This window comes from uncultured Subdoligranulum sp., assembly GCF_937890665.1.
Genome location: NZ_CALADU010000187.1, coordinates 1 through 23026, shown reverse-complemented (window position 1 = coordinate 23026; position 23026 = coordinate 1). Strand labels below are relative to the sequence as shown.

19 protein-coding genes and 1 pseudogene are annotated in these 23026 nt (G+C 49.1%); 18 read left to right on the top strand and 2 right to left on the bottom strand.

What is annotated here, in order from left to right:
* Positions 1–480 (top strand): annotated as a pseudogene (locus tag Q0526_RS10815) (lysine--tRNA ligase); the annotation flags it as partial.
* A gap of 128 nt (positions 481–608) precedes the next feature.
* Here the strand turns inward: Q0526_RS10815 and Q0526_RS10810 are convergent.
* Positions 609–1841, bottom strand: a complete 1233-nt coding sequence (locus tag Q0526_RS10810) for a site-specific integrase (RefSeq protein ID WP_006874387.1) — start codon at positions 1839–1841, stop codon at positions 609–611.
* Positions 1842–1893: 52 nt separating this feature from the next.
* Positions 1894–2094 carry a hypothetical protein gene (locus tag Q0526_RS10805; RefSeq protein ID WP_003501914.1) on the bottom strand — a complete coding sequence of 67 codons (201 nt, stop codon included), beginning with the start codon at positions 2092–2094 and terminating at the stop codon, positions 1894–1896.
* Positions 2095–3008: 914 nt separating this feature from the next.
* On the opposite strand from Q0526_RS10805, the gene Q0526_RS10800 reads away from it, so the two are divergent.
* The 17 genes from Q0526_RS10800 to Q0526_RS10720 all read left to right on the top strand — a co-directional run.
* Positions 3009–4076, top strand: coding sequence for a lambda-exonuclease family protein (locus tag Q0526_RS10800; RefSeq protein WP_298733414.1), 1068 nt, complete (start codon positions 3009–3011; stop codon positions 4074–4076).
* Between the two features lie 14 nt (positions 4077–4090).
* The gene (locus tag Q0526_RS10795) at positions 4091–6364 is read left to right on the top strand and encodes an ATP-dependent RecD-like DNA helicase (RefSeq protein ID WP_118668485.1); all 2274 of its coding nucleotides are present in this window, start codon (positions 4091–4093) and stop codon (positions 6362–6364) included.
* Positions 6365–6433: 69 nt separating this feature from the next.
* Positions 6434–7591, top strand: a complete 1158-nt coding sequence (locus tag Q0526_RS10790; RefSeq protein WP_118668486.1) for a hypothetical protein — start codon at positions 6434–6436, stop codon at positions 7589–7591.
* 666 nt (positions 7592–8257) lie between these two features.
* Complete coding sequence (locus tag Q0526_RS10785) at positions 8258–9427, top strand: YodL domain-containing protein (protein WP_366522084.1); 1170 nt, start codon at positions 8258–8260, stop codon at positions 9425–9427.
* 15 nt (positions 9428–9442) lie between these two features.
* Entirely contained in the window at positions 9443–9691 is a 249-nt protein-coding gene (locus tag Q0526_RS10780) for a hypothetical protein (RefSeq protein ID WP_025529719.1), read from the top strand.
* A gap of 114 nt (positions 9692–9805) precedes the next feature.
* A complete protein-coding gene (locus Q0526_RS10775; protein ID WP_338126544.1) occupies positions 9806–10684 on the top strand; it encodes a Cas9 inhibitor AcrIIA9 family protein in 879 nt (292 codons plus the stop codon).
* A 25-nt stretch (positions 10685–10709) separates the two neighbouring features.
* On the top strand, positions 10710–11252 hold the full coding sequence (locus tag Q0526_RS10770; protein WP_050624134.1) for a hypothetical protein: 543 nt from the start codon (positions 10710–10712) through the stop codon (positions 11250–11252).
* Between the two features lies 1 nt (position 11253).
* Positions 11254–13440 carry a PcfJ domain-containing protein gene (locus Q0526_RS10765; RefSeq protein WP_118668488.1) on the top strand — a complete coding sequence of 729 codons (2187 nt, stop codon included), beginning with the start codon at positions 11254–11256 and terminating at the stop codon, positions 13438–13440.
* Positions 13441–13506: 66 nt separating this feature from the next.
* Positions 13507–13764 carry a hypothetical protein gene (locus Q0526_RS10760; protein WP_025529721.1) on the top strand — a complete coding sequence of 86 codons (258 nt, stop codon included), beginning with the start codon at positions 13507–13509 and terminating at the stop codon, positions 13762–13764.
* Positions 13761–14084 (top strand): hypothetical protein, encoded by a 324-nt coding sequence (locus tag Q0526_RS10755; RefSeq protein ID WP_003501931.1) that lies wholly within the window; start codon positions 13761–13763, stop codon positions 14082–14084. Before Q0526_RS10760 ends, Q0526_RS10755 begins: the two co-directional genes overlap by 4 nt.
* Positions 14084–16108, top strand: coding sequence for an NAD-dependent DNA ligase LigA (gene ligA / locus Q0526_RS10750; RefSeq protein WP_298733395.1), 2025 nt, complete (start codon positions 14084–14086; stop codon positions 16106–16108). Before Q0526_RS10755 ends, ligA begins: the two co-directional genes overlap by 1 nt.
* Positions 16109–16218: 110 nt before the next feature.
* The gene (locus tag Q0526_RS10745) at positions 16219–18336 is read left to right on the top strand and encodes a hypothetical protein (RefSeq protein WP_118668489.1); all 2118 of its coding nucleotides are present in this window, start codon (positions 16219–16221) and stop codon (positions 18334–18336) included.
* Positions 18333–20807 (top strand): hypothetical protein, encoded by a 2475-nt coding sequence (locus Q0526_RS10740; protein WP_118760318.1) that lies wholly within the window; start codon positions 18333–18335, stop codon positions 20805–20807. The genes Q0526_RS10745 and Q0526_RS10740 overlap by 4 nt, the downstream gene beginning before the upstream one ends.
* A 130-nt stretch (positions 20808–20937) precedes the next feature.
* On the top strand, positions 20938–21429 hold the full coding sequence (locus Q0526_RS10735; RefSeq protein WP_298733388.1) for a hypothetical protein: 492 nt from the start codon (positions 20938–20940) through the stop codon (positions 21427–21429).
* Positions 21430–21555: 126 nt separating this feature from the next.
* Positions 21556–21744 carry a helix-turn-helix domain-containing protein gene (locus Q0526_RS10730; RefSeq protein ID WP_118560428.1) on the top strand — a complete coding sequence of 63 codons (189 nt, stop codon included), beginning with the start codon at positions 21556–21558 and terminating at the stop codon, positions 21742–21744.
* Positions 21737–22429, top strand: coding sequence for a response regulator transcription factor (locus Q0526_RS10725; protein WP_118560426.1), 693 nt, complete (start codon positions 21737–21739; stop codon positions 22427–22429). The genes Q0526_RS10730 and Q0526_RS10725 overlap by 8 nt, the downstream gene beginning before the upstream one ends.
* A gap of 5 nt (positions 22430–22434) precedes the next feature.
* On the top strand, positions 22435–23026 hold a 592-nt coding region (locus Q0526_RS10720; protein ID WP_298733380.1), incomplete at its 3' end, for a histidine kinase dimerization/phospho-acceptor domain-containing protein.

Below are 23026 nucleotides of genomic sequence, written 5' to 3'. Positions count from 1 at the left end.
ACAATGAAGACCCTGGAACCAAAGCGGGCTGAAAACAAAGCCGAAAAAGCAGCGGTAAATGGTTCTGCAGAGGATGCAACCGTGTCCGCGCCAAGCGTACAGATTGATCTTTCCAAGGTGAAAATCGAGCCTTTGTTTGCAGATGATGTAGACTTTGAAACATTCAGCAAGTCTGATTTCAGAGTGGTTAAGATCGAAGCCTGTGAGGCAGTGCCGAAGTCCAAGAAGCTCCTGAAATTCACACTGAATGACGGAACAGACCGGAAACGCACCATTTTAAGCGGTATTCACGAGTATTACGAGCCGGAAGAGCTGGTTGGGAAGACCTGTGTGGCAATCACAAACCTGCCGCCGAGAAAGATGATGGGTATTGATTCCGAGGGTATGTTGATTTCCGCAGTGTACGAGTATGACGGACGGGAAGGCTTAAATCTTTTGATGCTGGATGACAGTATTCCGGCAGGAGCAAAGCTGTACTAAAGAGGTCATTTACTACAAAAAATCGCGTTACTACAACTTTTCTACAACTTTTGCGTGAGACCCTACGAAACCGGATGAAGCAATATGAAAGGCGGATCTGCTTATAAAATGCAGATTCGCCTTTCTTTTTACATCAGCTTCATGTTCACACTAATGTTTTTTGCCTTCTCCTGCATATTCTCTTGTGTGATATGGGTGTAGATGTCCATTGTAGTAGAGAAATCGGCATGCCCCATGACTTGCTGAATGAATTTAACATCGTTGGTGCTTTCGCAGAGCCGGGTACAGAAGGTGTGCCGCAAGTTGTGAACACTAAAATGAGGGAGCAGATCCGGTTCACGGTCTTCCAGTTCAGCCTGATCCATTTCCTCCATGTTGTAAGTTACGCTGATTCTCTCAATCGCCCGATTGATATTGTGGGCGCTCATGAATGAGCCGGTTCTGTTGCGGAAAACAAAACCGTGAACTCCTCCTAACACCAGTTGATCGTCTGGATACAATGCGTCGATGGTTTCAATTTGGAGGCGAAGCTGCTCGGCCACCTCTGGATAGAGGATAGGGATAATTCGTGTACCGCTCTCAGTTTTGGGAGTGGTAATGTGAAATCCGGCTTTTCCATCAATGACCCGGTAGATTAAGTTGTGGTTGACCGAGATTGTGTTTTCGCTCAAGTTAATATCGCTTTTGGTAATGCCGGTACATTCTGCTACACGCATTCCTGTTCCAAGGAGCACAGTCATGATGGGGAGCCAATGGCTGTATGTAGGGGACTTGGCAATAAAACGCAGGAAATTCTGCTGTTGCGTTTTAGTGAGTGCGATCCGCCGTTTAGGCTTTGGAGCGCTGCCATCCGTTTTGAGCTTGCGGTAAATGCCCTTGCTGGGATTTTTGCGGATGTAATCGTCGTCCACGGCCATTTCAAGCGTAGGGTGAACAATGGTGTTGATGCTCTCCAGTGAGTTGATAGCAAAGCCGTGTTTCAGCAGTTTGGTATAAAACGCGAGAATATCACTTCTGTGGATTTGTGGAAGAGGCATGTTAGCGAAAGGCTCTTCTTTCACATAGAAGTCCCACAGGTAAAGATAATTTGCTCTGGTAGAGGGCTTCAGTTTGATGTTGTTATTCATGTAGACCTTGAACATATCATTCAGGGTAAGCTTCATGGCTTCCTGAGTACGGATGCCATCATCCTTATCTTTGTTGATCTGCTTTTCTTTGACACGAAGACTTGCGAGATCGGAGTCGTAGAGATATTTCTTTTTAGTGCCTAATTTGTAGACATACATATAGCTGCCATCTGCCCGTTGTGTTTCTCCGGGCCGAAGATTTCGTCCTTTGTTGTCTTTTCTCACTTTTGCCATTACTGGTACCTCCTGATTATAAAAGTGTAGTGCGCCTTACTGGCATGGTTATTTAGCCGGAAATATCATAAAGATATTCTTTGATACGCTGGACACTCCATAGGACACGGGTGTTCATGGTAATGCGTGCATTGGCAAGATCCCCAATCTGTACTGCAGTGTGCCTTCCACAGCACAACAGTTTGCAAAGGGTATCGGTATCAACAGCCAAGCACTGCTCCGGCGGTAGGTCATTCGGTTTTCTTTTCTCCATAATCGTCCTCCTTTTTTCGATTACAATGATCCCTTACGATTTGTAGAAGAAGGTTTTCAACAAAAACAATGAAAACGGTCTTGAGGTCAGGAGGTATTGAAATAACAAAAGAACTCTAATGGGGCCATTTCCTACGCCAGAACGGTTCTGCCGTGTATTTCAGGCTGCTGCTGTGCAACACTTCGATTATGGGCGCGCTTCTGTGGTCATCGCACACTGTCCAGAATTCCTGTATAACTCCCCATAGAGGTTATGAACTTGTCAAGGTACTAAAAGAGCGTAGGGATCATCCGGTATTACCAAATGATCCGATACATCCTATAAATAGGCGGGGAAGAAAGAACTTCTGCAAAGAGGAAAGAAAATTTAAAGAAAATCCAAAAATCAATATATAGAATGTTTGAATTGACAAGCACTATATATTGTGTTAGAATTGCAATGTAATTGATTTTTGTGCGTTGCCCGTCAGGGTACACAGGCTTTAGGGCTTGTGTTGCGGAGTAATGACTGCATTGCACACGCTGTTAATTTTGTACTTGTGTCAGTAGTATCACTGCGCCTTTTCAGGCCGGTATATTGCTGGCTTTTTTATTTTACGGGATTTACCCACCATTGCGAGAATGACATCGGTTCATAGGCAACTATGGACGCCAGGCTTTATGCCGTCTGTCATTCTCGCTTTTTTATTGCCTGTAAGCCTGAAAGGGCTTTAAGGATAAATCAAAACTGAGAAAGGCAGGTCATGTACATGAATGTGAAGCAGAAAAGAAAGCAGAATGGTCGGCGGGTCAAGCCGGCACACTCCACGGACTGGAAGATGAAGAGACAGGCAGTATCTTCGCTCCGGCCCCAAAATGTTGCACCAATGGCGAGGGCAGTTATTTTGCCCCGAAGATCACGAAGGGGGATTTGATATGTCTGGCAGCAATAGTGCTGAACAAAAGCGGCATGAACCGCTGGTGCTGGTAGAAACGGCAGATCTTTCAGAAGAAGACTGGCTGGATTACCGGCGCCGTGGAATCGGCGGCAGCGATGTATCAGCAATCTTTGGCACTTCTCCATTCCGGACAGCCAGGGATCTGTACTACGACAAACTGAACATAGCGTCAGTGGAAGATGATGAGGGCAACTGGGTTGCCATGGAAATGGGGCATTTGCTGGAGCCACTGGTAGCAAAGATATTCGAGCGGAAAACCGGATATCGGGTCTACCAAATCAAAAAGATGTTCCAGCACCCACAGTATCCTTGGATGCTGGCTGATGTGGACTACTTTGTGGAACTGCCGGATGGCACCACAGCGATCCTTGAGATCAAGACCACAAACTATAATGCCAGAGATAACTGGTGGATGAATGGGAAGGAGACTGTTCCAGTCTACTATGAATCTCAGGGGCGTCATTATATGGCAGTAACGGATCTTGACCGATGTTTCTTTTGCTGCCTGTATGGTAACAACGAGGAGGAAGTTATTATCCGGGAGGTCAAGCGTGATTTCGAGTATGAGGCTGAGATGGTCTTTTTGGAGCAGTATTTCTGGGAAAACCATGTGCAGCGCCATGTGCCGCCGCCCTATACAGAAAGTGGGGCCTTGATTATTGAGAGCGCACGCAAACACTTTGGCCCGGCAGATAAAAATGCCCCGGCCGTTGCACTCGACCTGGATATGACTGCAAAACTCATGCAGTATTTGCGGCTTCTGGATGAAAAGAAAAATGCAGAGGTGTACTCCAAAGAAATCGACAAGGATATTCAGCGTCTGAAGGCGCTGTTGATTGCGGAAATGGGTACCAGCTGTACTGCAGTCTGTGAGCAGGAGGGAGTGAACTATACGGTTACCTATACCCCTGTTCGCAAGTCCATCATCGACAAGGATAACCTGCTTCGGTTGAAACTGGAGCATCCGGATATTTACGAACAGTTTGTTACAGTATCCGAATCCAGACGGTTCAGTGTTAGAGCCTCGATTATGGAGGCCGCTTAGTGAGGTGAAAAAGGATGAATTGTATTGGTACCTACGACGGGACGATTTTTTATAATCCTGCCAATAAGTTTTGTATCGTCAGTGTAAAAACCGCAGACCAGAGCGTGCCAGCTGAGGCCAGGTCAAACAGGCGGTACAAAGACCATTTGATCCGCTTTACAGCTGTGGGGTATGAGATTCCACGGACAGATGCGGTAGAGTTGGAACTGGATGGGGAATGGGCAAAAGGCAAGTATGGTGTCCAGCTCCAGGTGGAGCAGTGGCGTGAAATTGTGCCCAGAACAAAAAACGGCGTAGAGGGCTATCTTGCCTCCGGGCTTATCAAAGGGATTGGTCCCAAAACCGCCGCAGACATTGTGGAGCGGTTCGGTGTGGACACACTGGATATTCTGGAACACCAGCCGGAGCGGCTGTTGGAGATCCGGGGCATTACGGAAAATAAATTGGAGGACATCAAAGCTTCTTATGCAGAAAACCGTATGCTCCAAGGAATTATGACCTTGCTGGCACCGTTTAAGATTACTCCCAAGACGGCATTGAAAATATATCAATATTTCGGCCCGACCAGCGTAGAGATTTTGGAAAAGAGCCCATTTGAGCTTTGCCAGATCTCCGGCTTTGGATTTCGGCGGGTAGATGCAATCGTACAAAAGAGCGGGGGCAATCTCCATGACCCTATGCGTATCAAAGGGGCTGTCTTTTGTGCGCTGGATGAGGGCAAGAGTAAACGAGGCCATCTGTACATCAGTTCTGAAGAACTGGAGAAATCAGCGCTGAAACTGCTCAATGAGAAGATACCTGTACCGGAGCTTCGCCTGCATCAGCAGGAAGTCAGGGATATGATGCAGGAAATGATCCTGAATGGAGCAATCGTTTCCGTGAAGGATAATATCTATCTTCCCAGAGTGTTTGCCCAAGAGGACGAAACGGCGCGCCGGATCGCCCAGCGTCTGGTCGCCCAGATGCCAGTAGAGCATATTGCGCCGGTACTGGAACAGGTCAAGGTTGAAATGGGACTGCGCTTGTCTGCACAGCAGGAGGCTGCGGTCTATGCAGCATTTAGGCATGGCTTGTCAGTGATTACGGGTTCTCCTGGTACTGGTAAAACAACAGTGCTGCGGACGATACTTGAGGTTTACCGGCGGCTGTACCCTGATGGCAAAATTGCTCTTATGGCACCTACCGGTCGGGCAAGCCGCAGGATGTCGGAGAGTACCGGCTTTGAGGATGCCCGAACATTACACAGTGGTCTGGGACTGACCAGTGAAGAGGATGAGGGTAGCCGGAACAGAAAGTCAGAGCCACTGTCGGCCGATTTAATCATTGTGGATGAGTTTTCCATGGTGGATATGTGGCTTGCTGAGAAATTTTTTGAACGCATGAAGATAAATGCCAGAATCGTGCTGGTAGGCGACCCAGATCAGCTTCCGAGCGTAGGAGCCGGAAATGTGTTTCGTGAAATCATCGAAACCAAAATCGTCCCAGTAACGGTGCTGGATCAGATTTTCCGTCAGTCGAAGGATAGTCTGATTGCCTATAATGCCAAATTTATCAACGAGGGCAATACCAAACTGTTTTACGGACCGGACTTTGTTTTCGTGTCTGGTGATAGTCAGGAAGACACCGCTGAAAAGATTACAGAACGGTATTGTTTGGAGATACAGGAGAGTGGCATTGAGAATGTGCAGATTCTTTCACCTTTCCGTTCAGAAGGCGCCGCGTCGTCGGAACAGCTGAATGAGACCATTCGTGAATTGGTCAACCCATTCCGCTCTGCGGAGGAGGAAATCAAGTTTGGCCCCAAGATATTCCGGATCAATGACCGCATCATGCAGACCAAGAACACAGAAAAGGTATCTAATGGTGATTTGGGTTTCATCCGGTATATTAAGGACACTGACCAGGGCAAAAAGATCGGCATGGATTTTGGTGCTGGCAGGACGCTGGAATATGGCGTAGATGATTTGAGCAATGTGGATCTGGCTTATGCTACTACGATCCACAAGGCTATGGGCTCTGAGTATGAAACAGTCATTATGCCGCTGCTCAAAGCGCACACTATCATGATGTATCGTAATCTGCTCTACACTGGAATCACGCGCGCTAAAAAGCGGGTGGTGCTGATTGGGCAGAAACAGGTATTGTTTATGGCAATCCATCGTAATGAGATTGGAAAGCGAAATACGCTGCTGGGTATGCGTATCCAGATGTATTTCAAAGCCTACGCAAAGAAAGCCGGTATCCCCATTCCAGCTGCATTGGAAGAACAATTGAAGAACGCAAGTTAAAAAAGAGAGGTCAGATGCAGAAATAGCACTTGGCGTCTCCTATTTTTATGTCAGAAAGGAGTTTCCAACATGAACGAAAAAAGTAATCCGATGCCTATGATGTACAAAACAATTCCGGCAGTGGCAGAACTGAACAAGGTGCCGGGCTTTGACCCGCTCAAATTTCTGCGCCATAAGGTGTCCAGAAAGACAAATGAGGAAATGCTGCAGTTGGAATTGCCTTATCAGAAACTGTGGTTCCGTCTGCGCCACCCCCAGGGCCGCATGAAACTGACTACCCTGCGGATCACGGAACAGCTTGCGATTATGGAGGCCAGAGTCTATCTGGACCGCAGTGATGCAGAGCCCATTAGCAGTTACATCTCGCAGCACAGTGCGGAAGAAGGTACCGACTATGTGCAGGCTGCCCAGGATGAGGCATTGAGTGCTGCGCTGTCGGATGCCGGTTTTGGTCTGCAGTTTGCCGATGTTGCTGTTGACAGTACGGGCAAGGTGTTTGGAAGCAGTATTCCGCTTTCCGGGACAGCTCATATCCAGCAACCGATGCCAAATGCGGCGCAGAGGCCCGTAGAAGCCCCTGGAGCGGCGCTGCGGCAATCTGGTGGGGAAGTTCATGCCCAGCTGGAGAGAACGCCTCAGAACGCCGTAGAGCGCCGTAATGCGCCTGCTCGTCCGGCGCCTATTCAGAAACCTGCGGCAAAGCCGGTTCAGAATGAACAGTCCCCGGTTTCTCCGGTACAGCCCACTGTCCAGCAGATGGCTGCAGAAGAGAAGGAGAATATGGATACACTGCCTGCCGGCAAGGTAGAGGAGAATGCTCCCAATATGGAGCTGCCGGTACCGAGCCGCGAGGTTACATTGGATAGCAGTCCAAAACAGGATGATGCGTCTGAGCAGCCGGCCGCCTCCGTATTCCAATCGGATGAACCGGAAGAACTGCCTGTGGCGCCTGTTGTCCAACAGGAAGCACCCGATCAGCCTGTGGCGCCTTCTTATACGGAGAGCACTCCGGTAGAAGACATCTTGAAGGTAATGACCTTTGAAGAAGCGCAGAATGTGGTGGTGGATAGCGGTCTGAGCAAAGGAAAGACCATGGCAACAGTTGCCAAGGAGCGTCCGGTGAGTCTGAAATTCTACCTCACCCCAGGCAACAAGAGCACCAACAATATCGTTCGTGCTGCGGCGCAGATCATGCTCGATGGTATGGCCGCACAGAAAGCCGGATGATAAGCAGCCCCATCTATGGGGCCAAGAAGGGAGGGAGAACAGATGGACTCATATCCAGGAGATTTTCCGTTCGGTATTATGGATGTAGTGGAACTTCTACATCTACGAATCAGACGCCGACAGGCAAACAGTGTATATGTGGATTGCCCGTTTTGTGGTGACCGCCGCGGCAAGATGAATGTGAATTTCGTCAAAAATGTCTGGCGGTGCAATTATTGTGATGAGCATGGCGGTATGCTTGCGCTTTATGCGCGGCTAAACAATACGACTACATCCGATGCGTATTGGGAGATAGGAGAAGCCCTGTGCAACGATTTTCACAGGGAACGGCCGAACTCTGGATATGAGATGGCAGGAAACCAGCAGGCTGGCACTGGGTCCCCGGTTTCGGGGACTCAGACCGACCTTGCCGGATATGAGAGGAGGGGCGAACTAAAAACAGTGCAGCAAGCAGAACGGGCCAGCGGACAGGAAATTCATCAAACGCTTTCGCTGCTGCTCGCTATGCTGCCTCTTCAGCCTGCCCACCGCAACCATCTGCACTCCCCAAAACGGGGACTGTCGGATGAACAGATCGACCGGATTGGGTTCAAGAGCACTCCACCCCCTTTCCTTTGCCGCTCCATTACCGAGCGGCTGATGAAACAGGGATGCAAGGTGGAGGGGGTGCCCGGCTTTTATCTGGATGACAGCGGGCGCTGGACCATGAACTTCTACCGAAAAAACGCAGGGATTTTGATTCCAGCTGTGGGATACGACGGTATGATACATGGCCTGCAGATACTTTTGGATAGTCCGCTCAAGCAAAAAGATGATCCACCGGATAAGTCAGGAGCCAAATACATCTGGTTTTCGTCCTCGTCCAAAAATATGGGTGTCACATCCGGGAGCCCGGTACATTTTATCGGCAATCCATCTGCTCGGGTGGTCTATGTCATTGAGGGACTGCTGAAAGCAGACATCTCACACTGCCTGACAAACCGGACTTTTGCGGCGATTGCCGGCGCAAACAACACAAGCCAGTTGGATACGCTGTTTGCACTGTTGGCACAGAATGGCACTGAGGAGATCATTGAGGCTCATGATATGGATAAGTACAGTAACCAAATGACCTCTAATGGGGCATCTAAGATCTATCTGATGGCCCGAAAAAATGGAATGGCATGTCGTCGGCTGACCTGGAATCCGAATTATAAAGGGTTTGATGATTGGCAGCTTGCCCTTCGGGAGAAAGAACAGAGGGAAAAGGAGGTGCAGAGAATGAATTTTAAGCAGCAATATCTGTGCGGTAAGTGTGATTTTACTTATATAGATGGCTGCGTCGAGCTTTGGCACACCAGAGCGGAGAAAGATTTGGACCTGACAGAGTATCTGGGGCTGACAAAGGAAGAGTATCAGATATTTCTTGCTCAGGGCAATCAGGTGCTGAAGGATCTTCTGGACAGCCAGAGAGTTTTCCGGAGGTTTTGCATTTACCAGCTTTGCCTGGGTGAGACACAGACGGTACCTTTCGCGTTCAAGCAACTGGATGCACTGCGTAAGGCTGGATATGAACAGCCGCCTGCTGCCGCCTATCAGACGGTATGGAGCGCAGAGGTCTGTTGCCCAAAGGGGCAGAATGACATGGAAGTGCTGGGGCGCCTGTTCCTGGACTTTAATGAGCATTTGCCGGAAGATTACAGAGGCCGTCCGTTGGCTCCATCTGATGTGGTGGAACTGGACTGCCAAGGCAAACGCACATACTTCTATGTGAATGACTGCCGGGATTTTGCGCCGGTACGCTTCTCCCCATTCTTGTGTAAAAGACTTCCGGAGCCTGCTCAAAAACAGGAATGAAGGGATAGGGGTCAGATGCGTATTGCAGAAAAGAAGAAAAGCCAGATTACAGCACTGTATGAGCAGTGCTCCAATCTTCCGGCAGATGTCAGAAGTTGTCTGGAGAATGGCTACTTTACCGTAACGGTACCTCCACCCTGGAACATGAGCAATCAAAAGACTGCGCAGGAGGTGCAGGACAAAATCAAGGAATGGTCAAGGCAGTATACTGGCGTGGTCTGCTACTGTTTTGACAGCTTCAGCACACTTTTATATGTGCTGTGAGCAACACACAATGGCATGGAAAGGGTCATAACGGCCTACTCCATGCCATTTTTTGCGAAAGGAGATTTTACAATGGGTGTTTTTTCAGAAATAGCAATGGAGCAGCAAAACAGTATGTTCGATTCGTCTGCAGCCTTTGAGGATGATGAAGCCTTTGAGCTGGAGGAGATGGAATCTTTGCCTGTGCCGCCTGTAGGTACAGACACTGTCCCAGTATCGGCGGCTTCGGTTTCTGCCGGTGAGACTGCTTTGGCTGATGCAGAGGAGGAACCTGCGGATGAAGTAGCGCCTGCTGGGGAAGAGAAGTCTGCTGAGGAGGGGAATTCGGCACAACCGCCCGCCGCAGAAGATGAAGAAAAAAAGCGTGCGGAGCATGAGGCGGCTGAAGCCCAGCGCAAAGCGGAATTTGACGCCAAACAGCAGGCGAAGAAAGCCGCGGAGCAGGAGCAAATCGCCCGTCTGGAAGCGATGAGTGATGAAGAAGTAATCGCGGCCTCTACCCAGAGGGTGAGTACCGATGTAGAAAAACTGACACGGCGAAATATGAAGGAATGTGTGTCCGAGCATATCCAGATGCTCTGTATGGAAGATACGGCGTTTGCCCGTCTGACGATGCATCCGAAAAAGAACATGATCCGCTGTTTCCAGTACATCAACCGAAAGGCATGGGATTATGTGCAGGATGAACTAAAAGCAAGCGGAACCCGCCCTGGTCCCGGACAGCAGACATATGGCTGCGATGTGCCGGATGATATGTGCTATCAGTGGGCGGAAGATTATTTCCGTGACCCTGATGCCAAGGAAGACCATGAGGATGAGGAGAAGTTTGTTCCCAAGCCGTATGCTGGGAAGTCCTCTGCAAAGAGCAAACCCAAGAAGGCGGCAGAGAAGAAAAAGACGGAACCCAAGGCGGCACCCAAGCAGGAGGAAAAAAAGCCTTCTCAGGATGGGCAGATGTCGCTGCTGGATTTTGGGATGGCAAAGGCAGGCTGAGCCGGCAAAGGAGGAAAAATGCAGAATGATTGCTTATAAGGGTTTTCGCCCCGGGCTGATATGCCGTGGCTATCAGTTTGTGATGGGGCTCAATACGACTGAAAAAGCAAATTGCAGGGAAAATGGATTTCACTGTGCGGAAAATCCGCTGGACTGCCTTAGTTATTATTCCAGCCTGGAGCATTCGGAATATTATATTGTCAACGCCGGCGGCGACATCGATGAAGATGAGCATGACTCCAAAATCGCCTGTACGGAGTTGACTGTGATTAAGCGGCTAACCAAAGAGGAGCTGTTTTTACATGGTTTGGCCTACATGGTAGATCACCCGCGCAGGGTGTGGAGTTCCCATGTGGCAGCCAACCGGGCAATGGCGAACTGCGGTTATGCGGTGGTACGGGGGAAAGACCCCGTTGCCACCGGCAGACTGGGAGACATCCTTGCTTTTGCGAAGGAAGCGCCGGATTCGGAAAGTATCGTACAGGTTGCTGTAGGACAAATTGATGGTGTCACATTACTGCCGGATGTGTGGTATGGCGTGGATTTGACAAGAAGGACGGTGAATTGAGATGAAAAAAAGAGCCCTGATGGCACTTCCCAAGCTGACAGCGACGGATGAGATGAAGCAGATCGCGGCGTCAGACTTGCCAAGAAAAGAAAAAATCGCCTACGGATATGTTCAGGAGGTTTGTGAGTATTATGTTTACCTGAGATGCATCACGCAGGATGGGATATTGAAGGTGGCTTTCTTTTTCCCAGAGCATCTTCGCATAGACGGGAATAGCCCAGCTTACGAAGTGTATCTGGATAAAGAAAAGCGGCAATTTATTACTTATAATAGCCTGAACCAGAAATGGTGTGAGGCCAAACTGGACAGATTGGACTGGAAGCGCCGATACTGGTATACCAAAGCCTACTGGGTCAGCGAGGAAGATGAGACATCTATACAGGCATATCTGAACATCAATAAAAAAGCGGTAGAGGCAATCCGGCAGTTTCAGCGGAATGTGCGTGAGGAACAGCTCGAACAGCGGCACCGGCGGGAAACTGATCCATGGGATAAGGATATGGAACAGGTGCCGGAGCTTCCCAAGGACTGGAACCGCTGGGTGGATAAGGTTGCCATCCGGCAAAATTACATTTACTACCACTACAAAAAGGGCGGCGCCAAAACAGGTTACTGTACCTACTGCGAAAAGGAAGTGCCGATCAAGGTGCATCCCCATCACAATCAACAAGGCCGCTGTAGCTGCTGCCGACATCCGGTGGTATTCAAAGCCTATGGACGAGCGGGGTATATGCAGACAGAAAAACATTTTGCCTACCTAATCCAGCGATGCAAAGACGGTTTTGTAGTTCGTGAATTTCAGGCTGACCGGACATATGGGAAAGAAAGCCTTCCAAACTCCAAGCTTTATTGTCAGGAAATCCGGCGCACGATTTATGACCGGGAAAGAAAACCAAGAACCTACTATTGGGGTCTGTATAAACAGCGAAATATGCGCTGGATTTCCGGAAGCCCCTGTTCTTATAGTTGGTCTGGTTCACATGATGGACGGGTCTATGGAAAAACGCTGCCAACTCTGGAACAGAAGGAACTTCGATGCACAGGGCTGGTCAACTGGATTCGGAAGCAGAAAAGTGTTGACCCGGAAAAATATCTGGCAGTGCTTGAACGGATACCGCAAATGGAGCAGATCAGCAAGGTGAACCTGCCGAAGCTTACCAAGGAATGTTTCAGTTCCTGCGGAACAGTCAGTGAACTAATCAAAAACCATAGTGCCGGGAGTCTGATTAAAGCTCTGGGCCTTGACAGCAGGAGGTTTCAGCGACTTCGGCTCCATAATGGAGGCTGTGATCTGCTGCGGTGGCTGCAATATGAAAAGGGCACCGACAGGGAAATCCCAGATAATGTCCTTTTGTGGATGTGTCAGCAGAACATTAGCCCCAGGGATGTCCAGTTCATTGCTGACCGCATGAGCATGGTGCAGGTCTATAACTATGTACGGCGTCAGATGCCATCCTTCCGGAGAAACAGCCATGAGGTATTGCGTACCTGGGAGGATTATCTTTCCATGGCAAAGAAATTGCACATGGATGTATATGATGAGATCGTATATCGCACCAGAAAACTGCGGCGGCGCCACGATGATCTGGTGCTCAAATGCCAGGAGAAGGATATTGAACTGCAGGCCGAGGAGATGGAGGAGAAATTCCCCCATGTTAATGCTATCTGTCAGGAAATCAAAGCGAAATATGAGTACGCCGATGCGGATTACATGGTAGTGGTGCCAGACGGTATTCTGGACATTATTACCGAGGGGCGTGCGCTCCATCACTGTGCAGGCAGCAGTGACCGCTACTGGGACCGGATTGAGCGGCGAGAAAGCTTTGTGATGTTTCTGCGTAAAACGGCTGATCCTTTCCATGCCTATTACACGCTGGAAGTGGAGCCAGATGGAACAGTGCGGCAGAAACGGACGGAATATGACCGGCAGAAGAAGGACATTGAGCAGGCGACCGAGTTTCTGCAGAAGTGGCAGCGGGTGATTACTGCCAGGCTGACAGAAAGCGACAAGGCGCTGGCTGCGGAAAGCAGGATTCTTCGTGAGAAGGAGTTTATCCAGTTGAAGAAGGATCGGGTCATCATTCATACCGGCCATTTGGCAGGAAGGCTTTTGGCGGATGTGCTGATGGCTGACCTGATGGAAAACACGGATAGCATCCAGTCTCCGGCATTGGCTGCTGCAGCGTGACAAAATGAGAATGGCCGGGCGTCCTTGAGGGCGTCCGGTCATTGATGAAGAAGGAAGGAGCAGAGCATGAAACAAATTGGAAATCTGGCAGTGGTTTGCGCCAGGCGACAGGATGTGCTGCTGCAGGTTGGCAGTGAAAAGGTATGTGTCCATGTGGGAGCCGGGCCAGAGCGGAATACGCTTCACGCAGCGTGGGACGATGATGACGCCATTCAGCGTATTGTCCATGAATTGAATTTTGGCAGATATGCAGCCGGCAGAAATGGGCTGCATACCGCACAGCAGGATTGCCCTGTGGGGCGGGGAAAGGAGAAAATCGCATGATCAAAAACCTGAATCAGCTGCGCAGGACACTTCGGGAAGGGACGCAGTTGGAGATATTGGATCACTGTCGGCCGGAATGTATTGGGCAGATACGGAACATTACGCTGGTAAACACGCAGGGCTTTTATAGTACCGTAGCGAATCAGCCAGATGCGTCTGCCAACAGAGGCAACGGCGGCCGCGGCCCGATCCTTTGGTGGGGCAGAGCCGCCCACTGGCAGTTTGCAGACGGTGTTTGCAGTGTTTTCGACAGTGAACAGAAGCATACGGAAGAAGAACTGGTTATGTCCTTCCGGGTACTTGAAAAGGAGGCAGCATAATGGAACGGAATATTTTTGAAAAGCAGAGGGAATTGAATGACCGGCTCAACCGCTATCGGGATGAGTATTATAACCGCAACGCTCCCAGCGTGTCAGATGAGGTCTATGACAGACTCTTTGACGAGTTGAAAGAGCTGGAACAGGAAACGGGAATCCAAATGGCAAATTCGCCAACCCAGACAGTAGGCTATCCTGCGGTGAGCAGGCTGGAGAAAACCAGACATGAGATCCCGCTGCTGTCTTTGGATAAGACTAAGAGCAGTATGGATCTTCTGAATTTCATGGGTGAGCAGCAGGTGATGCTGATGCTCAAACTGGATGGCTTGACTGTAAAGTTGACCTATGAGAATGGAGAACTTCTGGAGGCGGCTACCCGTGGCGATGGTGACGAAGGGGAGATCATTACCCATAACACCCGAGCCATCAGCGGTATCCCTTCCCACATCACCTACAAAGAGAGACTGGTTGTGACGGGCGAGGGCTTTATCAGACCCAGTGATTTTGAGGAACTGAAGACCAGCCTGCAGGACAGCAGCGGTAAGCCCTATAAAAACGGCCGCAATCTGGCTGCCGGTTCCATCCGTCTGATGGATGCCAAGATATGCCAGGAGCGTCGGCTGGTTTTCATGCCGTTTGGTGTGCTGGAGGGCTTTCCGCACCTGACCCGGAAATCAGATAAGCTACGGGAATTGCGTGCGTTGGGGTTCCAGCCCTGTAAGTATCTGGTCACAAAGCAGAAACTGACGCTGGAAAATGTGGAAGCCGGTATCTATCAGCTGCGGCAATATGCCACTGACAAAGATATCCCCATTGACGGTATCGTGGTTTCGTTTAACGACATCGCCTATGCCCAGAGCTGCGGCCGCACCGGACATCACTATAAGGACGGTCTGGCCTATAAGTTTGAAGATGACCTGCATGAGAGCCTGCTGCAGTACATCGAATGGACACCGGGCAGAACCGGAGAGATTGCTCCGGTAGCAGTGTTTACGCCGGTGGAAATCGATGGCTGTGAGGTCAGCAGGGCCAGTCTGCACAACCTGTCCTTTATTGAGGATCTGGAACTGATGGCTGGAAACCGGATTCTGGTAAGCAAACGAAACATGATTATCCCCCACGTGGAGGAAAATCTGGACAGAGGCGGCTTCTCTATGGTGGATACGATTCCCCATGTTTGTCCCTGCTGTGGACAGCCTACCCGCATCCATGAATCAAGTGGAAAGGGCGAAAATGGCGAGAATCGCATCATCAAGACGCTGTACTGTGATAACCCTGACTGCGAGACACGTCGGCTGAAAAAGTTCGTCCATTTTGTCAGCCAGAAGGCAATGGACATTGAAGGGCTGTCGGAGGCTGCATTGGAAAAATTCATCGGTCAGGGATTTATCCATAGTTATCTGGATATTTACCGTCTGGATCGTTACCGGGCTGAAATCGTCCGCATGGATGGATTTGGTGAAAAGTCCTGGCAGCGCCTTTGGGACGCTATCCAGCAGAGCCGGAATACCACCTTTGAACGGTATCTGATTTCTATGGACATCCCTATGATCGGCAACACTGCCAGCAAGGTATTGGGTCGTGTGTTCCACTATGATTTGGATGAGTTTCGGGATGCGGTCTATGGCGGCTATGATTTCCGGCAGCTTCCGGATTTCGGGGAGATATTGCATAACAATATCCACGACTGGTTCTGTGTAGAAGATAATTTTTGTATTTGGGAGGAGTTACAGACTATGATGAGTATTCAAAAGCCTGCTGTGGCAGAACACAGCGAAGACAGGGTGCAGGATAATCCCTTTGTAGGAAAGACTATCGTAGTTACCGGCAAGGTGGAACCCTACACCCGGGACGGAATCAATGACCTGATCGAATCACTGGGCGCCCATGCCGGCAGCTCGGTGTCCAAGAAGACGGATTATCTGGTCTGTGGCGAAAATGCCGGCAGCAAGTTATCCAAGGCCAGGGATTTGGGCGTTACGGTGCTGTCACCTGCGGAGTTCTTCAGCATGGCCGGCGCTGAGTAAGAAAATATAGCATACTATCGGTATGCTGTCAGTTGATCAATGGGGAGAGAGCCATGTTGCGGCTCTCTCCCCATATCTTTTATGGAAGATTTCAAGTAGGAGGGATTTTAATGCATATCGACAGGATACCGGTTTACCGGGTATATCAGAGGGCTATTGATTTGGAGCTTTACCATGCCTTTGCCGAATTGGTAGTACAGACTTCTCAGGACGATACGGCGAGAAGGACTTACCGACAAACAAGGGCGATGCAGATATGGCAGGTGGAAACGGATGTGTCCGGCTATTTTGAACCATATCATCTGCGTTATCCTGGCGAGGTGTTGGAGCGGTTTGAGGAAAAACTGGGCAATGATGTCCGGGTTCTCCGCGCTCTGGCCCTGGCGCTGGGAAATACCTGTGCGATCCAGTCTGACAATATGTTTGTGGGCAATCAGCGGGGAGCATTCCTCCAGAAATTGCGGCGGTCTGCCGGAGAAGATGTGTACCTGCAGGGCGCTCTGTATCTTCTGGAAACAGATGCGGCACAGCGCCATGCCCTGTTGGAGAAACTGGCAGAAAGGGAGTGTACGAGAACGGAAGAAGCCCTGTTTGTACTGTCGTTATTTGATGATAGGGAACGCGGCTATGAGGTGATGCATACCCAACTCAGTCATCTATTCACACAAAATCTGACACTTTCACTGGTATATGATTTTGGTGTGCTGGAATGGTTCATCCGGTTCTATGCAGAGCAGGCAAAGAGGTACCGCGGGAAAGCCGACCTGGTGCTGCGCACGCTGATGAAACTGCCGTATATGAATATGAAGCCCGACAGCCGCGAATTTTCGGTTTTGACTAAAGCAGGGTATCGCTGCGATGAAATCATTTTGGCAAACTCTCTCGCTGTATGGGCGGACAGGCTGCCGGACCGGTTGAGTTCCAAGAGTATCACTGCCGAGAAAATCGCAACAGCGTGTGGGCGGATGCTTCTGAATGCTCCAAAGGATTTTTCGGAAGAATTTTACGAGTATCTTGGCTGGCTGTTTCAGTTCTATAACAGCTTTACGGTCAAGTACGAAGGATTTCAGGGACTCTGGGAAGCGGTTCAATATGGTTTGAACCCCACAGCACCGAAAACACTGTTATGGATGAATCAAACGATACAGAAGGATTTTCCGTACCGATTTGATGTGTTTGATCCTCAGTACGATAATCTGGCGAAGGAACTGGAGCGGGATAACTACATGGAGTTGTTTACCCTGCAGATGCTGCATTCCAGGCAGACGATCCCTTTGAAACAGTGGCTTTCCAGATATCAGGAACTGACCGGAGCTGACTATGGAGAATATTTCAGAAGTTGGCATACGAACGGTAGGCGGGCATTTGCCTTTCTGGTGGAAAAGAAGGAAATCAATCTATGGGAGTTTTTCAAGCAGCATCGGCAAGATGGTGAAGATGCGCCACAACTGAAACTGCTGCGGGAGTATGCCCTGAGAATTTCAAGTTGGAGGTGTTTCCGGTTTGTAGAGAGGCTACTGGCTGAGTACACTTTTTCCCAACTTCAAACGATATTTGGCAAGCGGTTTTACTTTCACGAATGCTTTGTCAGGAGTGAGGGGTATTACAGCAGAAGGGAATATAAAACATACATCAGCCGTCCATTCCTATCTGCAGAGCAGCATCGACAGCTCTATGACTGGGTGGAGCGTTCAGTTTTCCAGACTGAGCCGGAAAAATATGAGGACTTCGTTTTAAGTGCCTTAAAAGCACCGGAGATCCAACGCCTTTATGATAAAAAAGCGCTGGCAGCGGTGTTGCGGCAGTTTTTGCTCCACAGGGAGTATAACGGCTATGAAATCAACCGGCTGAAGGAAACATTCTATTCCAAGGAAGAGTTGGAGGATGAGCACAGAGCCGAAGCTGAGAGAAAGGAGCAGGAAAAACGACTGGAGCAGGAAAAACGGACCATACAGAAACGGGAAAAGCTGCAGCAACTTTATAACGGCAGCGCCGAATCTCTTGTGAAATTCATAGGGGGATATTATTACAGGGATGAGAAGAAAGAGGTACTGGATATGGCATTTGATAAGTTGGTGGAATGGCCCGCCGGTTGTGTGCAGACAATGGATGCCAAAGATGCACACGCCTTTTTTGAGCTGTGTGGTGAACTGGTAGAGTCTGAACCCCGGCCAAGGCATGAGATTTTGAATATGGTACTGACAATGATCGGAGGTGAAGCAGCATGAGAAATACATTAAAACATCTGACCCTATTGACCAGAATGAAAGATGACGGATTGCTTCCGACGCTTACAGGCAGCTTTTCAGAGGATGCCATAGCGCAGGCATGTGGACAGGTGGAGACACTTCAATTACAGGAACGGCTGCACATCCGAAAGACAAAGCGGATACAGGAAGAACTGGTTCGGGTGCCGGACTTTGCAGCGCTCTATGGTACGTTGTGCAGGCAGGAGATTGGCGATGAAGAAATTGCTTCAGCCTTAGAGTCGGCAGACGGGTATGGAGAGAGACTGACAGCGTATTCCCAAGAGCAGGTGCTGGCAGTCATGAAATTGGAACTGTTGCCTTCCCTGAGGTTTGAATACCTGAAATACTATTTTCCCTTTGTGATGTATGAAGAAGAGGAGCAGGTCATATTGGATAACCTGCAGACTTTTCCCATTGCGGAGTGGAAGGGACTTTCCATGCTGACGGAGCACCAGCGGGATATGATGCGGCAGCCGTTTCTTGGTTCGTATCTGTTTTTCTGGCATCAAAATGAACGGAAAGCTCTGGAACTGTTGGAACAGAATCGTCCGCTCCAGAGAGTCTGCATCTTGCTTTATCGGTATGGTGTGCGGCTGTTTCTGTCAGTAGAACGCCTGAAAGCTCTCCGGTGGATGAAAATGACCGATGTAGGAAAATTCCGCCGGCTGTTGGCTGTATTTGAATATGACGCAGAGGATTTGTCTGCTTTTTTTGACCTCTGGCTGGACAACCATGCCGGACAATATGACCTCAACTGGTTTATCTCCCAGCCACATCCTTTGAGCAAGGAGCAGAGGGAAGAAATTTTATGCAACCAACTGAGTTATCTGAATGCTCTGTATGCCGGCAGGCTCCATCTGGATTTTAATGCTGTCCGGCAATTCCAGTTTTCAATTCTCATTTATGCGGTGGAGCATAGAAAAAAGCATTTTTTGGAATTGGTGAATCAGAACAGTGAAGTGTTCCTGTCCTTGGGGCGATACTCTCTATTGTTTGAGCCGGGCTTTTGTGAGCACTGTAACATCAATTCCCTGACGCTGAAGAATTTGAAAGCCAGCGATTCTGTGAACCGCAGCGACAGCTTTTTTACGCTTCTGGAAGAAGGGCAGCAGTACACCTTTGAGGAAATGTATCAGCTTTGGCATCAGAAAGAGGTTTATGTCCGGTTATACACTATGCTGACACCTCTTTCCATAGATCAGCGTTTGCTGACACTGCGGCAGCTGATAAAACGGGATCTGGTCAGCCAATATACAGGAGATGCAGAGTTGGAGCAGCTTGGAAAATGTCTGTTGGAAAGGCCGTTTAGCGAATGGTATCGGGGTTCATTTGGACATATCTGTGGGCTGACCCGGCGGATTGCCATGGGGCTGCTACAACACTATACGCAGCTGCAGGCATTCATACCGGATTTCACTACAGAGTCGGATGCGGTATTTGCCCTCAATAATATGAAGGCTCTTTTGGAAATGACGGATTGGAAGCAGGTGCGGAAAGATATTCTGACAACAGATGCAGACTGGCTGGATCTAAAAGAAAAACTGGCATTTTCGGACGATTTTGTGGAGCAGAACCGGGAGACTGTCACGGAATTTTTACTGCAGGGCGGCGCGGCTATGGTATGCGCTCTCTATGGGGAACTGGACGGGCAGGAGCTGGCTGTTGAAGCGCTGCGACGGATCGTACAGGCTGAATTGATGGGCCAGTTCTATAAACTCAAATATTTTGCTGGTGACCTGCAGCGTGAGATTCGCTACCCTGTCAGCGAGATGCAGGAGAGCCTCTGGAAGAAAAATCTTTCGTTGGCGCGAGGTGCATTTTGGGCAGAAGAGGTGGATGATTTTTACCACACTCTGCGGCTTGGTGAACTTCCTCATAGTACCTGCTTGTCTTACCGTACTGGAAGCCAGAGGGAGTGCCTGTTAGCTGCCTTTGACTCTAATAAGAAGATTGTCCTTGTGAAAAAGGATGAAGCGGTGGTGGCTCGTGCCTGTCTCCGCTTGACAAAAGGTGCATTTCAAAAACCGCCTGCCGTCGATTTTTCTTTTGCTGATCTGTCGCAGGAGAACATGGATATCGGAAAGCCTGTCACCAGTGAGAAGCCTGTGCTGTTCCTGGAGAGTATCTATACTTTCGGACTCAATGATATTGAAAAAGAGGAAGTAATGAAACTGGCAGTTTCCCTGACAACACAGAAAGCGGCAGAGCTGGGTGTTGTGGCAGTACTTGCAAGACGGTATCTGGGCTGCTATGAACGGGATGAGTATGTGCTTGCACCGTTCTATGTGTACATCTCAAAATCCAAAAACGGATGGCAGTATCTGGACTCTTTGGGTGGAGCGGCATATACCTCAGCAAAAGAGGAGTATGTAGAGCACCCCTTCCTGGTCATGCAGACTGCCATGCATCAAGCAGAGGCAAATAGCAGAAATGAGGTGTATTATGAATAATAGGACAATGGCAACAGTTTATGTGAATCAAGATAGCATTTCCGTCAAGACCTGTTCCAGAAAAGGTTGCTCACCGCAGCGCTTTATTATTTTGAAAAAGGAATTGCAGCGGTTGGAGGAGAAAAAGTATTTGATCACCAAAGATATCCATTCCTATGCAGAACTGCGGCTGTGTGATGCAGTAGGCGGTGCCAAAGTGCTGGAGCTTTCCTTCACATGGCTGAAGGATGCTGGCAGAGACAACGTTTCCGGTTATACCGAGCGGGTCAGGCTGCCATATGAGCCGTTTCGCTCATATGCGGCAGGTGAGGAAGAAGTCGCCGATGGAACACGGTGGCGGCTGCTGTCCATTCCGGAACAGAACAGGCCAAAGCTGGAGTTTCACAGCAGGAAGAATCTCAAGGCCGTAGTGGGGAATCCTATCTTGCGGCACAAGCTGGGAAAGTTTCTGGATCAGCATTTTAATTGGTACAACTACGAACGCATCGTCCTGACGGATGATTACCTGCCTTACAGCTTCTTTTTTGAGGGCTACATGGTACAGGGTGCCAAGACCTGCGGCGGGGTAATCCTGCATGGCGAAGAGAACATCCAAACGGCGAAATACGGGATACATACTTAACAGGTTAATAGGAGAACGGAGCCGCAGGTCAGAGATGATCTGCGGCTCTTTATGTAAGCATAATCACAATAGTCAGCTTGTATTATTCGAGATAAGGAACTATAATATGTCCTATGGAGGTGCAAAATGGACTATATGACACTAAAAGATGCCGCCGAACAGTGGGGCGTGACACCTCGCAGGGTAAATTATTATTGTGCGGGTGGGCGTATCCACGGCGCTGTGAAAATGGCCGGTGTTTGGCTGATCCCCAAAACTGCAGAGAAGCCGATTGATGGCCGGACAAAACAAGGGAAGGAGCTGAGCCATGAATAAAATTTTAATTATAGATGATGACAGAGAACTGTGTGCTTTGATTAAACGCAGTGTGCAATCGGAACATATAGAAGCTGATTTTTGTAATACTGGAAAAGAGGGCTTGCAGAAATTAAAAGAGCAGGAATACCAGCTTGTGGTGCTGGATGTGATGATGCCTGGTATGGATGGCTTTGAAACGCTGGAAGAAATCCGCAAAGAAAACAGCCTGCCGATTTTGATGTTCACATCCAAAAATGACAGTGCTTCTAAAGTGCGAGGGTTACGGGCCGGTGCGGACGATTATCTGACAAAGCCGTTTGACATGGACGAACTGATTGCCCGTATTGCGTCCCTCATTCGCCGCTACACCCGCTTTAATCAGCAAATCGGAGCTGCGCAAAAACTGGATTTTGATGGATTGCAGATTGACCTTGAAAATCGTTCTGTTACGACGGAAAACGGCACTTTTGAACTTCCACCAAAGGAATTTGATCTGCTCCTGTACTGTGCAAAGCATCAAGGAAAGATTTTAACAAAACAGCAGATTTATGAGGAAGTATGGGGCGAAGAATATTTCTATGATGACAGTAACATTATGGCGATTATCAGCCGGCTTCGTAAAAAATTAGAAGTCAATCCTTCAAGCCCAAAATATATACAAACGGTCAAAGGGATTGGCTACCGGTTTAATAAGGAGGTGTAGTCAGCATGGAAATCATCGTATTCTTGTCCATTGTGATTGCTGTTGTGGCTGTATTGACTTCCATCGTTCTCGTTCGGCGCGTAAAAAAGCAAATTGCAGAAATGACCGATGCACTGGTTGATGTGAAAAACGGAAATGGCAACCGGCGTATTTTGTCTGCAACAAATGAACTGACAGCGCCTCTTGCCTATGAAATCAATGAGATCGTTGTGTCCTATGAAAGCAGACTTTCGATTGTCCGGCAGACAGAAGAAACCAATCGCCAGCTTATGACGAGCCTTTCCCACGATGTTCGGACGCCCCTTACAACCCTTATTGGGTATCTTGACGCTGTACATAAAGGGCTTGTTACAGGGAAAGATCGGGATGATTATATCGAAACCGCCCGCCGGAAAGCTCACGATCTGAAAGAATATATTGATGTGCTTTTTGACTGGTTCAAGTTAAATTCCGACGAGTTCGCTTTGGAAATCCAGCCTGTTGAGGCCGCAGAGCTGACAAGAAATATCCTGATCGACTGGATACCTATTTTTGAGGATAAACAGGTCGATTATGACATTGATATTCCCGAACAGCCTGTCCGGGTAAGATTGGATA

Coding starts and splice junctions, on each gene's coding strand:
- Q0526_RS10810 (WP_006874387.1), bottom strand. CDS start 1,841: ATGGCAAAAGTGAGAAAAGACAACAAAGGACGAAATCTTCGGCCCGGA.
- Q0526_RS10805 (WP_003501914.1), bottom strand. CDS start 2,094: ATGGAGAAAAGAAAACCGAATGACCTACCGCCGGAGCAGTGCTTGGCT.
- Q0526_RS10800 (WP_298733414.1), top strand. CDS start 3,009: ATGTCTGGCAGCAATAGTGCTGAACAAAAGCGGCATGAACCGCTGGTG.
- Q0526_RS10795 (WP_118668485.1), top strand. CDS start 4,091: ATGAATTGTATTGGTACCTACGACGGGACGATTTTTTATAATCCTGCC.
- Q0526_RS10790 (WP_118668486.1), top strand. CDS start 6,434: ATGAACGAAAAAAGTAATCCGATGCCTATGATGTACAAAACAATTCCG.
- Q0526_RS10780 (WP_025529719.1), top strand. CDS start 9,443: ATGCGTATTGCAGAAAAGAAGAAAAGCCAGATTACAGCACTGTATGAG.
- Q0526_RS10775 (WP_338126544.1), top strand. CDS start 9,806: ATGTTCGATTCGTCTGCAGCCTTTGAGGATGATGAAGCCTTTGAGCTG.
- Q0526_RS10770 (WP_050624134.1), top strand. CDS start 10,710: ATGATTGCTTATAAGGGTTTTCGCCCCGGGCTGATATGCCGTGGCTAT.
- Q0526_RS10765 (WP_118668488.1), top strand. CDS start 11,254: ATGAAAAAAAGAGCCCTGATGGCACTTCCCAAGCTGACAGCGACGGAT.
- Q0526_RS10760 (WP_025529721.1), top strand. CDS start 13,507: ATGAAACAAATTGGAAATCTGGCAGTGGTTTGCGCCAGGCGACAGGAT.
- Q0526_RS10755 (WP_003501931.1), top strand. CDS start 13,761: ATGATCAAAAACCTGAATCAGCTGCGCAGGACACTTCGGGAAGGGACG.
- ligA (WP_298733395.1), top strand. CDS start 14,084: ATGGAACGGAATATTTTTGAAAAGCAGAGGGAATTGAATGACCGGCTC.
- Q0526_RS10745 (WP_118668489.1), top strand. CDS start 16,219: ATGCATATCGACAGGATACCGGTTTACCGGGTATATCAGAGGGCTATT.
- Q0526_RS10740 (WP_118760318.1), top strand. CDS start 18,333: ATGAGAAATACATTAAAACATCTGACCCTATTGACCAGAATGAAAGAT.
- Q0526_RS10730 (WP_118560428.1), top strand. CDS start 21,556: ATGGACTATATGACACTAAAAGATGCCGCCGAACAGTGGGGCGTGACA.
- Q0526_RS10725 (WP_118560426.1), top strand. CDS start 21,737: ATGAATAAAATTTTAATTATAGATGATGACAGAGAACTGTGTGCTTTG.